Origin of the sequence: Methylomonas methanica (assembly GCF_001644035.1) — a bacterium.
GTDB lineage: Bacteria > Pseudomonadota > Gammaproteobacteria > Methylococcales > Methylomonadaceae > Methylomonas > Methylomonas methanica_A.
In genome coordinates this window covers 101,467-114,849 of sequence record NZ_LUUG01000070.1, presented here as the reverse complement: position 1 = coordinate 114,849, position 13,383 = coordinate 101,467, and the positions used below count along the sequence as shown (strand labels likewise).

Annotated in this window: 9 protein-coding genes; 5 read left to right on the top strand and 4 right to left on the bottom strand. The window is 49.6% G+C overall.

The window, feature by feature from the left end:
• From A1332_RS11525 to A1332_RS11505, 5 genes are all read left to right on the top strand, one after another.
• Window positions 1-2,652: DUF3570 domain-containing protein (locus tag A1332_RS11525; RefSeq protein WP_157203997.1), on the top strand; the 2,652-nt coding region annotated here is incomplete at its 5' end.
• Between the two features lie 417 nt (window positions 2,653-3,069).
• The gene (locus tag A1332_RS25990; RefSeq protein ID WP_064008624.1) at window positions 3,070-4,065 is read left to right on the top strand and encodes a hypothetical protein; all 996 of its coding nucleotides are present in this window, start codon (window positions 3,070-3,072) and stop codon (window positions 4,063-4,065) included.
• A gap of 248 nt (window positions 4,066-4,313) precedes the next feature.
• Window positions 4,314-5,843: a tetratricopeptide repeat-containing sulfotransferase family protein gene (locus A1332_RS11515; RefSeq protein ID WP_231890272.1), complete on the top strand. Its 1,530-nt coding sequence runs from the start codon at window positions 4,314-4,316 to the stop codon at window positions 5,841-5,843.
• A 687-nt stretch (window positions 5,844-6,530) separates the two neighbouring features.
• Window positions 6,531-8,681, top strand: a complete 2,151-nt coding sequence (locus A1332_RS11510) for a c-type cytochrome (protein ID WP_157203996.1) — start codon at window positions 6,531-6,533, stop codon at window positions 8,679-8,681.
• Between the two features lie 228 nt (window positions 8,682-8,909).
• Window positions 8,910-9,548, top strand: a complete 639-nt coding sequence (locus A1332_RS11505; protein ID WP_064008622.1) for a hypothetical protein — start codon at window positions 8,910-8,912, stop codon at window positions 9,546-9,548.
• A 418-nt stretch (window positions 9,549-9,966) separates the two neighbouring features.
• On the opposite strand, the gene A1332_RS24775 is transcribed toward A1332_RS11505, so the two are convergent.
• The 4 genes from A1332_RS24775 to birA all read right to left on the bottom strand — a co-directional run bounded on the left by A1332_RS24775 (window position 9,967) and on the right by birA (window position 13,347).
• A complete protein-coding gene (locus tag A1332_RS24775; protein ID WP_082879654.1) occupies window positions 9,967-10,476 on the bottom strand; it encodes a hypothetical protein in 510 nt (169 codons plus the stop codon).
• A 392-nt stretch (window positions 10,477-10,868) separates the two neighbouring features.
• Window positions 10,869-11,624 (bottom strand): hypothetical protein, encoded by a 756-nt coding sequence (locus A1332_RS11500; RefSeq protein ID WP_064008621.1) that lies wholly within the window; start codon window positions 11,622-11,624, stop codon window positions 10,869-10,871.
• Window positions 11,621-12,361 carry a type III pantothenate kinase gene (locus tag A1332_RS11495; RefSeq protein WP_064008620.1) on the bottom strand — a complete coding sequence of 247 codons (741 nt, stop codon included), beginning with the start codon at window positions 12,359-12,361 and terminating at the stop codon, window positions 11,621-11,623. The genes A1332_RS11500 and A1332_RS11495 overlap by 4 nt, the downstream gene beginning before the upstream one ends.
• Entirely contained in the window at window positions 12,358-13,347 is a 990-nt protein-coding gene (gene birA, locus A1332_RS11490) for a bifunctional biotin--[acetyl-CoA-carboxylase] ligase/biotin operon repressor BirA (protein WP_064008619.1), read from the bottom strand. The genes A1332_RS11495 and birA overlap by 4 nt, the downstream gene beginning before the upstream one ends.
• Window positions 13,348-13,383 lie beyond the last annotated feature (36 nt).

Sequence of the window (13,383 nt, the reverse complement as noted above, 5' to 3'; positions counted from 1 at the left end):
TTTGTGATGGGCGTGGTGAGCGATGCCAATCCTACCAACCATCTGCATCAAGAACAGAATGATTTTGCCGCTGACGGCGTTACCGAATTATATGAAGTGGCTTATCACAACGATTCTTCAGGCATATATATTCGCGCCCAGGACGGACAGGCGTTCGACCTGAAATCTATGCGGTTTTCGGCTCCCTGGTCCACTTCCAGCCCGTTTGTCAATCGTAGAGCTGGCGCCTGGGAGATTTTAGGCTTCAGCCAAGCGCAGAATCTCAGTTTATCCAGTGGAGACGGCACTAATTATGCGACACGAGCGGCTTATAAAAGTGTTAATAACACCAGCGCGGACAGCTTTAACGGCATCATGGTACTGGGGAATGATTTTAAAAATATTTACGCGGTCTGGATTCATTTTATCGGCGAACCCGATTCGTTCATCACTGCCGGATCCGCCTACAAAATGCGCCTGGATGACGTTAGTTATTCCCGGCTGACTGGCGCCGACGCCGCGACAATTGCCCAATACAATCAGCAAGTCTCAGCGATCAACGCCATGCAGGCCAACTTGTTTCAACAGTTGGTGATCGATGCGTATAGAAATGTCCTGAATCGGATGATTCCACCGATGTCCTCCATCGTCCAAAAATATCAACAGCAACCGCTGGAAACCCGCACCATGCCGACTTTCAGCGGCAAATATTATTTTGACGACAACACCTTGGCGTTTTCCGGCGGCATGTCCGAAGAACCTGACTTTATCTCCAATTTCGGCTCAGTGACTTTAAGTCACGAATTTAACAACAAACTAAGTACCGTATCCGCTGGTTACAATATTTCCAGCAATCAAATTACGCGAAGCACCGACGCCGCCCACGGCGCAGCCGACGAACACACGCATGGCGATAATGACAATTCTCCCAATTATCAGGCACTGAATGAGACCAGCGCATCCCATGGTTTTAATCTAGGTTTTTCGCAAATTTTAAGCAAAAACACCCTGTTCCATTCGTCTGCCAGCTATACACGGCAAAACGGCTATTTGAGCAACCCTTACAAATACGTGTACATCCGTGGCGAAGTGACTCCGGAGGAATACTATCAAATCTATCAAGGCTCTAACGGTGCGCCGATCGACTGGAATGCCATCACCAAACTGGAAATGGTTGGCACGGAACTGTTTCGGGAAGTGAGACCGGATCTACGCAATCAATGGTCTATTTCCAACCGCATCAACCAATATATTCCTTCACTGGATGCCTCGGTGCATTTTGATTACCGTTTTTACGCCGACGATTGGGGAGTGAATTCACATACTGTTGAGCTCAAATGGTATCAATCCTTACCGATGGGCATTACCATCACGCCAAGCTTTCGCTATTACTCACAGTCGCAAGCCGAATTTTTTGCGCCGTATTTTTTAGCGCCGCGCGCTGATGGACATTATTCCAGCGATTTTCGCCTAGCGGATTTTGGCGCCTTGAGCGGCGGGATTACCTTCAGCAAACAATTCAATAAAGGTGTGACGCTGGATGCCGGCTTTGAGTATTACACCCGGCAAAGCGGTTTGAAGTTAGGCGGCGGTCTGGATAACAGTTACGCCGACTACAGCTATTACATGGTGCATGGCGGATTGAACGTCAATCTATCCGCGTTAAGTTCGCAGTCCGGCGAACATGCTAATCACATGCATCACAACCACGGCGCACCGCTACCCGCCGGCGTTATGTTCGGCCACATGATGAACACCCCCGGTGAGCTGATGGTCGGCTACCGGTACGCCTACACCAATCAAACCGGCGGCATGCAATTTGGCTCGGGCACGGTGGACGACGCATCTTTGTTGAACTCAGCCTGCGGCAACTACCAATGCGCCTCGCGTCCCAGTGAAATGAGCATGAATATGCACATGCTGGACATCATGTATGCACCCACCGATTGGCTGAATTTGATGTTGATGCCGCAAATCATGGACATGAAAATGTCGTTATCGAACATTCCCGGTTCCACCGCTAGTAATGAACATGGCAGCGGCCATAGTAGCGGCGGCCTCGGCGATACCATTATGACCGCCATGTTCAAAGCCTTCGACACGCCCAACCATCACCTGCATGTCGGGCTTGGTGTCAGCGCTCCCACCGGCAGTAACGAAGTGACCGTCGATGGGCAAGACGCCCTGACCAGCCAAGTCCAGGATTATGGGATGCAGCTCGGCAGCGGCACTTGGGATTTCAGACCCAGCTTGACCTACACCGGTCAATTTGCAGACTGGTCTTGGGGTGCACAAATGAGCGGCATCAAACGCATGCAGGATAGAAATCGCGTTGGTTATGCCCTGGGCGACGCATTCCAATCCACCGCATGGGGTAGTTACAAAGTATTAAATTGGCTTTCTACATCGTTGCGCGGCATTTATTCCGAACAAGGCGCGATTAAAGGTCAATTCAACCGCAGTCACTCACTGAGCTCAACAGTTGACCACACCGGCAATTATGGTGGACGCTTTTGGGATATCGGTTTGGGTTTAAACGCCACCCTTCCCGACGGCGCGCTCGCCGGTCACAATTTCAGCATCGAATGGCTGCAACCGATTGCTGACGATTTCAATGGACACCAGTTGGAAAGAGAAGGCACCTTAAATGCCACTTGGACTTTCGGCTTTTAACCTTGCCAGCCCCCGTTAGCAACAGTTTTATATCCCTGACCACATGCTCCATATTTCTCGCCAAAAAACATAACCGTCCGCGAAGTAGGTTACTAAAACACTCTTTAGCGATAACTTGAATAGCCTTCCATTTGAAATTAGGTCATTTCACACAAAGTGCGGCATATCACGCACTCATGACGACAAAAGGCATTTATTTCTATAAATTTCATGTAATTACGAATGGCATACTATGTGCTTTTAACCGAGTGTGCCTCCGTTAACTCAGGCACATCATTTTGAAGACCTACAGTGATCGTCGATGTTAATTAGCTTTTAGAACAGCTTCACCGCCGCCACACATTCTTCTAAATGTAACTAAGGCCGACCCCCTCCCCCTTTTCAAATCGGCAAACATATATTATTGCGAGGAATTACATGCTAAAAACCAAGTTATCTCAGGCCATTGCTTTTGCCTTGACTGGCGTCACCATTACCGCTATTTCCACATCGGACGCCGCTGCCGCCGCTACTGTCTCGTATAATGCGTTCAACCATGACCGTTCCGCGCCTAACACATTGGTGTCCGGTGGCAATGGAACGGATGGCTGGATGAGAACCGGCACTAATGCGTGCGGTGCGGCAGGCAGCACCTGCGGGAATGGTCCAACCACCAGCAATAATCCGACAAAGGTTGTTGCCGCAGGAAATGTGGCAGTACCCTGGGTTGGCAACGATGCACGTACCGATTCAAACTTCAACTATTCAGGCACACAGACATTAAACTGGACTGCGGTCATCGGCGCCGGCGAAACCGCAGTCGTGTCCAGGCTGGACTCCAACACCCGCTACGGCGGCACGGTCCTGGCGGACGGCACGACGTTCAACTATGCGGATATTGATACCGCAAAAGGCGCATGGCACGACGGCGCTAGCGACGGTTGGAAACACGACACCGATATCGGTTTGTTCAAGTCCAACGTCACTCAGACTGTCACCCTTTCGATTTCCAGCCTGCTGGGCAATGGCACTCTTAACGAAACTCCGGATTATGGATTTACTGTGTTTGAAGGCAAAAATACTGGAACCGCCAACTATTCTCACCACGGCGCCTGGCATTCAATTGATCCGGCCAGCGCGCAAGCCGTAGGTAATAATGACACCCAAATTACCGACCCCAATCCCTTTGGCGGCAGCGGACTCACCGCCCTGATACTCGATGACGTCATCGGCAATAGCGCTACATTTACTGCTGAGGCCGGCAAAATATACACCATCATGCTGGGTGGCTTTCAAGCGGGAGACTGGATAGAAACCCGCAACGACTATCAATTGACGATCGCAGCGGTTCCCGTTCCGGGCGCGGTATGGTTGTTTGGTAGCGCTGTGACGGGTTTTATTGGCTTGCAACGCCGTAAACGCGCACTTGCATAACACTCAAAGCCATTAAGCCGTATTAACCTGTTCGGACCATGCTCGGCCGAACAGGTCTATCTGCTCCAAAATAATGAATCAGCAATAGTCGCCAGAATTACTTTTCCTTAGCTCTTCCGCCTGAGTGACACTCTCTCCCACCTGTAACGTAAAATAACAAAAACAAACGGGAGAGGTATTCGCGGGACGTCAACGAACGCCATCTCACAAACCTTTTTTGAAGCTTGAATTAGCAAACCATAATTACCATGACCCCATTCATGCATCTCGGCCAAACCGCCGTCCAACAGAAAAACTTCAGCGAAGCCGTGGCATGGTTTACCAAGGCGGCTGCGGATAGCCCCAAAGATCCGCAAATCATGGCCTGCCTCGGACAATCGCTCTGTTGGCTGGGTAAGCGCGAGGAAGGCTTGGCACACCTTCATCAGTCCGGGCAACTGCTTTTAAAAAAGGCCCGTAAAAGCCGCGACATTGGTTTGGCTCTGGATTTAGTGGACCAATTGCAGTATTGGAACGATTTTCCTGGCGCACTGGGGATATGTAAACAAGCCGTGCAAATAAACCCAGGATACCTGCGCGGCTATCAATTGTTGGCCTTGACACATTCCCGCCTAAATCAGAAAAAGCCCGCCCTCGCTGCCGGCAGACAAGCATTGAAACTGGCGCCAAACAGCGCGGTTCTATCGATTCTTCTCGCAACCTTGGAAGCTGCGGACGGCCTCAACCACGAAGCCAGACAACGATTGGAAAAGGTATTGCAAAATCCCTTACTGACTGCGGAAGAACAGTTCCGAGCCAATAAAGAGTTAGCTCGCATCCTGGACAAACTCGGTGAATACGACCGAGTCTTCGTTCATTTGCATGCCGCTGCCGAAGTAGCGCCGCGTTTGCCTGAGGTAAAACGCCAAGACGCCGGTTTAGTCCCTAAAATGCTGGAAAACTATAAGGCGGAATTTGACAGCGAATTGCTGGGACACTGGGCCAATGCCGACTTTCCGGCCAATCAACCCGCGCCGACTTTTCTGCTGGGTTTTATGCGCACCGGCACCACACTGACCCAGGAAGTACTGGCCGCCCACCCGGACGTTTTTGTCGCCGACGAAACCGATCTGATTGCCTCAGTGGCGAAGGAATTGGACCGCCTTTCGAATGGACAAGGTAGCCTGCCAGAACAACTGCGAAAACTCGACTTAACCGGCGTGTTGCATTTACGGGCCTTTTACTGGCATCGGGCCCACGCCTTGTATGGCGATAAAATAGGAACCCGGTTATTGCTGGACAAAACCACCATGAACACCATTGACTTAGGCTTGATCAACTGCATTTTCCCGGACGCCAAGCTGGTGTTTTTACTGCGCGATCCGCGCGACGTTTGTTTGAGTTGCTTCATGCAAACCATGTTGCCGACGCCATCAACTGTGCAATTAATAAACTGGAAGAGCACTGCCCGGTTTTATGCCCAAGTCATGGATTGGTGGCTGACTATTAGACCCCAATTAACGATGCGCTTTATCGAATTCCGATACGAAGACGCGGTATTCAACTTCGAACCGGCATTCCGTAAGGTGTTTGATTTTATTGGTTTGGAGTGGGATCCGGCAGTCGCTCAATTCCATAAAAAAGCAGCTGAAAAATACATCGCCAGCCCCAGTTTTAGCCAAGTCGCGCAACCTTTATATTCATCATCGGTTGGCCGTTGGCAGCATTATCGAGCGGAATACACAACCATCCTGCCTGAGCTGCAAACATTTATAGAGGAGTTTGGCTACGAAAATTAGCTTAATTAGGGGCTGGGAAGCGAAATTCATGCCTGTGAACGCCCGGCCTATTCAAAGCGATCACATTTCCTAGCCATTAACCGGGAACACCCGATTCACATCAACTGTAAGCGGTTTTGCCGCAAGCCACTCAGTTCGGCCGCAGAACCCTGACAATCTGGAAATTAAGGGAAATCACCTAGTTTCTGACGCGTGAAATATACAAAACTTACTTCCCATAGGAATCCGTACGCAAAAACCAGAAAGTTTATGTTGGAATTTGCCATACAAAAAAATATTTCCTACAAAATCCTCTAATAAAACTGTTTATAGAAAACTTACAGTAATTTAAGCGCCGGCAATCTAAATAACTGTGTCATATAACGCTCACCTGAGGCATATGACCCATTCACCCGGAAGCTAAAAGTTTGACATATCGAAAAAATCATCTAGCGGCCCTCTTATGCTTGACCCCAACTAGCAAAATCAGAACACAAAAACGTCTTGCAATTGATTTTTAAGACATTTTTATACCAGATTTCTATGAAACATAATCAGGCATGGCTATTGCTGTTGCGAAGGGGATGCCGCGCTGGAACACAATTCAATTGGTTACCATGATCAGAAACATCGGGAACCGTGCTTTCTATCAAATCCCGTCGTTGTCCGCCGCATCAGCCTTATTTAGCTCAACCCAGGATTATAAGCATGAAAAAACAATTAAAAATTCCCTTGGCTTTTGTCGCCGCAATCGCTTTGGGCTATGCTCTCACCCCCAAACCGGAAACCCCTTTCACCGGCCATGGCAATGCCGACGCCTTGAATAAAGTGTACGAACGCTGGAAATCCGCGCACGAAGAACAAGGAAACCTAGAGGTTTTACGTGTCGGCTTGAGTTTTTCGCGAGCGCAATCTCGACAATTTACCGCCGCCAGCGGCGAAGCAGCGTTGAATCTGGTCAACGGCCGATTACAAGTCGCGGTCAACGGCTTATCCAATCAAGAACAGTACGATGTTTGGCTGCTGGACAATCACAAATCCGGCGATAACCCGAACGAGAAAGCGGTCAAAATCGGTCCTTTGTCGGCGCGTGACGACAAACATATACTAACAACTCAACTGGACCGCGACCGTTTCGCCGGCTTTACGATGGACGCCGTCGCAGTTGCCAAGTCCGGAGAGACACCACAAGCCGGCGGCCTGTTATTCGGCTCGCCAAGCCTACTGCAAAGGCTTTACTACACCGAGCGCTATTGGCCGGCGGCAACGATAGGCTCTGTCTCAACGGAAAAAAATACCCCACCCGCACAAACTGCGTTCGAATTTTTATTACCCAAAACCGCGCAAGCGGCGGTGACGTCCTCTGCTGCCACCTCTCCCGAACAAATGACGCAATTGATTGCCACCGGTCAACAGCTGTTTACCGAACAAACCTTTAACGGTAACGGCCGTACTTGCGCCACCTGCCATAGGCCGGACAATAACCACACGATCGACCCTGGTTATATTGCCAAGTTGCCGAAAACCGATCCACTGTTTGTTGCCGAAACCAATCCGGTGCTGGCCGATCTGGAAAAACCTGCGCTGCTTAGACAGTTTGGTTTATTCGTGGCCAACGTCGATGGCTTCGATAGACCGCCGGTGTTGCGCAGCTCGTCGCATCTGCTTGGTATAGCCAACACCTTGACCTTCGAAAAAACCGTCAATCCAGGTTACGGCAACGGCGAATTTACTCAGGATACCGATTATTTCAATGCTCACGATCCCGAAGCGCAGCAATCCGGTACGCATACTCATGCTATCGGTTGGTCAGGAGACGGTGCACCCGACGGCGGATCGCTGCGAGATTTCGCTAAGGGCGCCATCATTCAGCATTTACCCAAAACCCTGACTCGTGCCGAAAACATCGACTTTAGATTACCCACCGAAGCCGAACTGGACGCTTTGGAAGCCTATATGTTGTCTCTTGGTCGCAGCGAAGAAATCAATCTTGCCAATATGTATTTCAAGTCGCCGCTGGTACAAAACGGCTTGTTATTGTTTAACACCAAAAACAATCCGAAACTTGCGGACGGTACGGTCTTATTCGGCACCACCGGCAACTGCAACGGCTGTCACTCCAACGCCGGCGGCATCAGCTCCACCACCAATGCCAATCCTACCCGCGACACCGGCGTAGAGCGCATGCGCGACCAGTTGCATCATTTGGCCGATCCTAATCTGGCCTACGATGGCGGTTTCGGACAAACACTACAAACCGATTGCGGTCCGAACTTTAACGAAACCTGTTATAGCGACGGCAGTGTTGCACCCGCCGGCACCACTACTCGTCCTACGGGCCATCACGGCTTGAATCGCTTCAACACCCCGTCGCTAATCGAAGCCGCCGATACCGCGCCGTTCTTCCACAACAACAGTGTGACTACGCTGGAAGAGACCGTAGCTTTTTACAGCTCCGACGCATTTAACAGTTCGCCAGGCGCATTCACCTCAAGCAAAGCTAATCGTCAAGGCAAGCTGGATTCTTCGCAAGTTATTGCCGTAGCCTTATTCCTGCGTTCGATCAACGTACTGGAAAACATCCGCAGCTCAAATCTTTTGGACCAAAAAGCCATTGCATTGAGCGGCGATCAAAGCGTTAAAACCTTGAAATTGGCGATTGCCGATACTCAGGATGCTATCGACGTGCTCAAGGAAGCGGTGATCAATCCCTATCCGGATGCGTTGGACAAACTGCAACAAGCGCTTTATTACGAAACACAAGCCACGAATAAGTTTTATCCAAACCGCTCGACACTCATGCAAAACGCTATAAATCTGAAGAATCAAGCGCGAACTATGATCGTCAGCGGCGGTTAGTAACTGCTGCCGGGGCTGCCATATGTTCCAGTCCCGGCACTTCGGCAAGCTATTAACCCAGCCTTTAAATATCGTTTCTCCTGCATGAGCCGAAGCCTAGTTCTCTCGTTTTTTGGGAGTGTCGGCTCCGGGGAACTTAAACGCCGGGTTAATAACCCCCATTCGCAAGGCACTTGTCATACCTGCCGAACCGGAATGGTTTCTTATTCAAACTGAACCAGAACAACAATGAACACACAGCTCAAACAACTATTTAAAACCAGCCTGATTGCACTAATCCCAATATGCGCGGTCAGCAACGCTCACGCCGCAATACTTACTTTTAGTTTGGATTACAGCGGCTTAGCATTTGGAAACGGTGCCACAGCGCAAGGCATCATCAGCCTGGACGACCAACTGATTCCTAATCCAGGCTCGACTTTTCTTGACTTGGGTAGCAATGAGGTAATCAAAGCTTTCACATTGACCGTTTCCAACGCCACAGGCGGCTTAGGAAACGGCACTTTTCAGATGACCGATTTCGATTTTGCCACCTGGGATAGCGCAGGAGAAACGCTGGACTTAAGCCAACAATTGCTTGGGCAGTGGACGCAAGGTGGCGGCTGGGGAACGAGCGCTAGATGGGACGGCGGCGCGGGTGAATTTAACCTTTATGCCAAAGCCGGGTCCTACGCACCAACCAGTTCCGGTTACTTCACCCTGGCGGCGAATAACGACTTTCTGAATGGCGATTTGTTGAGATTGGTGTCGTTCAAACCTGTGTCCGGCTCCGTTCAGCCAGTTCCATTGCCCACACCAATTTGGCTATTCGGTAGCGCTCTCGGCGTGTTCCTTAGCAGAAAAACAGCGAAGAAAGGCAATTATTAACCCTGCCCTTAAATATCGAAATATCGGCGCTCCCGCTAAGGCGGGAGCCTAGGGAGCCATACTGGATTCGCTTGCGCGGTTTAACGCTTCCAGCCTTCGAGGGAATGACGAGTTGCAAATGCAAGGTTCATAAAGATTAACACTGATTTACCACTTGGCACTAAGACTAAGAATTGACGATGTATTTCTCTAAAAGCAAACCAATGTTTGCGTCCAATAAGTACATCAAAAACCCTGATCTAAAATCGATACCTACGCTGACTTTATAGCCCATTGCATGCATAAACTGCTCAACCTCAGCTAGCAAGCATCAACTATTGCATTACCGAGTTAGAGATATATGAATCCGATATTTTCAACAGACATAAAAAAACCGGATGGAGCACTAGACTCCATCCGGTTTAAAAGCCCGAAATACTTAGGCTTGAACGGCCGCTTTACGACGACCGGTATACAGGAAACCCAACAAAGCACTCGTCATAAACCATACAGAGGCAGGGAGAGGTACGCCTGACACAGGATTTTGATCTGCTGCGGGTTTTAAATCAAATCCATACAAAAAGCTCAAATTATTAGTCAAACCTGGCTTAACAAACGCCAACATAAATGTATTGGGAGCGCTCAGTGCGAAATTTCCAGCCTCACTCACCCAACCACTTGTTGTCAACAGACCCAATTGAAAAGGGCTTGCAGATGAAAAACTGCCTACACCGGAAAAGGTGTATACAGGCGCATCTGTACCCAGATTAGCGGTAGCTGAAAAAATACCGAAAGTGTCGCTTGAAGGGAATGGGAATGATGAAGCACCGAAGGAGATAAAATTGCTATCGCCATCAGTTGATTCCCAAATGATGCCAGCCGAACTTGCAGTCGAAACTGCAAACAGGCAAACAGCAAGCCAAAGTTTTAAAGATAAAAGCGTTTTCATGGATATTCCCCATTTAAAATTAACGTTAACAATTGGTCATCCTTTTGACCACCTTACTCCGTAGCTGAAATTGTTCCTCAATCCCAACTAAGAAGGGGAGTGGATATGTACAAATATCCACTCAAACACAGTATAGCAAATACAATGCCATATTTATTTTTGTTTTTTTTCAAAAACTTACAGACGCACAAAGCACGAGGTGTAAATATTACCGACACGTTACGAAGGATTTTTGCCTTTTAGATAAAAAAGTCACCAAATCGGTGCGTTTTGAATTTGAAACCGCGACTAGGTAATTCTGCGCACATAAAAAAGCCGGATAAAACTAAATTTGTCTCATCCGGCTCAAAATCACTTAAAGCGTCAGTATCAACGCAGTCGGCATCAGGCGCTTATTTCAACGCATTTCCGCAGTCTAAATCGGCCAGACGTGTGTACCCAACATTCTTGAAAGTAGTGCCCTGGGCCGCAACGAACCGAATGAACAATTCATCTCGGAGCTTGTTGCGCTGCCTGATCTCCACTTTTACACCTTGGTCGGCCAACTGATTTTTATAAAGCGTTGCGCGCTGCCGGTCGTTGAACACTCCGAGCGATATAGCCCCCTTGATGTCGCCATCGCTTACCGGCCACACATCGTTAAATCCTTTGGCTTTTAACATCATCTTATTGATACGGGTTTGCTCGGCATCTTTTCCAGCGGGGTAGTAAACCTGGAAATCCGACGCGACAATTATTGACTTGTTCATGGCTTTGAACTCAGCTAAACGCTCAGTATTGGCCCATCGCCGCAACGCGTCCTGATCGCTGAACGGTCCAGCCTCGTAACAATGATTGATCGCGGCTTGCTGCCTACCGGAAACTGCTGGCTTAGGAGCATGGGTGCTGGTTTTGAATATCCAAGCAGCGTGGGGCGGATTCAAGCGTTGCAGAATGTCCGTCGCTTGCTTAGCTTGTAATTCAGCGGCCGCGCTATCCAGATAAGTAGAAATTTGTGCTCCACGCCTAGCCGTTTGTCTTTCGCTTACCATTAATAATGCCGGAATATTACTGGCTGGTTCGACCGATGGCGTCAGCGCACCAAAATGTAGCTTCCAGAAAAAAAACAACACATTCAGCAGACATAACAAAAAAAACAGCGCTTTCATGAGACGTTTTCATTTCGGCAATAATTGAGCAAACCTTTAAAGACCAAATCGCCGTCGACAATGCTTGGAACTGTCAGGTGTCTGGCTAAGGTCTCGCCGTCGCCTCCGCTCAACACCAGCCGATACGCTTTGGGCTGTCGCGCCAAGGCGGCCTCTACCAGACCTGCCGCTGCTAACAACGTACCGTTATTGATGGCTGCCGCTGTGACGACCGCCAAGCTTGTCTCTGCCTGCTCTTCGCTAAACGGCAGCGCGGCGGTATTTTGCGCCAAGGATTTTTTCATTAACAACAGCCCCGGACTGATTAAGCCGCCAAGATGGCTACCATCGGTCTCGATAAAATCTATTGTAATGGCGGTACCGCAATCGACAATACACGTATCCCCCGGATAATAACGATGTGCCGCCTGCAATGCCAACCAGCGATCCACCCCCAACTTTTCCGGTTGTGCATACGCATTTTTGACATTAAAAGCCGTTGGCGAAGACTGCGGAATGATTACCTCAATGCCGGGCCATAGTGCCCGCGCCATGTCAACCAGCAACAAGGTCAGAGAATTTTCCGATACCGACGCAATAGCTATTTGCTTGGGAGCTGGGATATTCAGCCAAAACTCACGCAAACGTTCTAAAAAATCCGCTTGCCGATAATCCATAAAAATCGTCGGTTGCAGCCGGTCGGCATCTACCTGGATCCATTTCAGACGCGAGTTGCCAATATCGACCAGTAAAATCATAGGTGTCGGAAACTCACTTCGCCCGACGCGAACGCGCGGATTTGACCATCCGCTAGTTCTAGCAGCAATAGGCCTTGATCGTCGATGCCCGCTACCACGCCGCTAAACGTCTGTTCGTGCATAAAAATATCGACCTGCTTGCCTTGCATGCAATCGTAGCCACGCCATTCTTCAAGATAATGACCCAGCGAACGGGTCTCGTACTCCGCCAGCACCGGTAACAACTGATTCAATAATTCGCCTACCAGCCCATTGCGTTTACCGTGAATCGATTCTGCCAAAATACCGTGCAAATCGACCCAATCCTGCTCGATACCCTCCCCTTCATGCGCCGGCAAATAGACATTTAAGCCCAAGCCCATCACCGCGTGGCACGGTCCGCTAGTTTCTCCGGACACCTCTATCAAAATCCCGGCCAATTTACGTTGCCGCCAATAAATATCATTCGGCCATTTCAAACCCACATCGGCAATCCCGAAACCTCGCAACGCGCGGATTACCGCCACGCCCATCGCCAGACTCAATCCGGTGATCGCTGCCGGCCCACCCTGGAAGCGCCACAAAATCGATAAATAAATATTGTGACCAAACGGCGAAACCCAATGCCTACCGCGCCGCCCTTTCCCCGCGGTTTGCCGTTCGGCCAGACAGACCGAGCCGATGTCAGCGCCCTGCCGCGCCTTTTCCAATAAATAGGTATTGGTAGAATGAATCTGATCGTGAATTTCCAGCTCAGCGAGTAACGGTCTGACCCAAGACTCCAAATACTGATCGATCAGTTGCGCTTCCAGCAGTTGTAGGGGGCGATGCAGACGGTAGCCTTTGCCGGATACCGCTAGTAACTCAACACCGAATTCAGATAAAGCGCTTAAGTGCTTCCATACTGCCGAACGACTGACGCCGAGCAAGCCCGCCAATTCGGTCCCAGAATGGAATTGACCGTCTGCCAGGACATGTAACAACTGTTTGAGTTTAGGAGAGATCAATCGTCAACCTGCCGAACGTGCTGTAGAACTGCACTA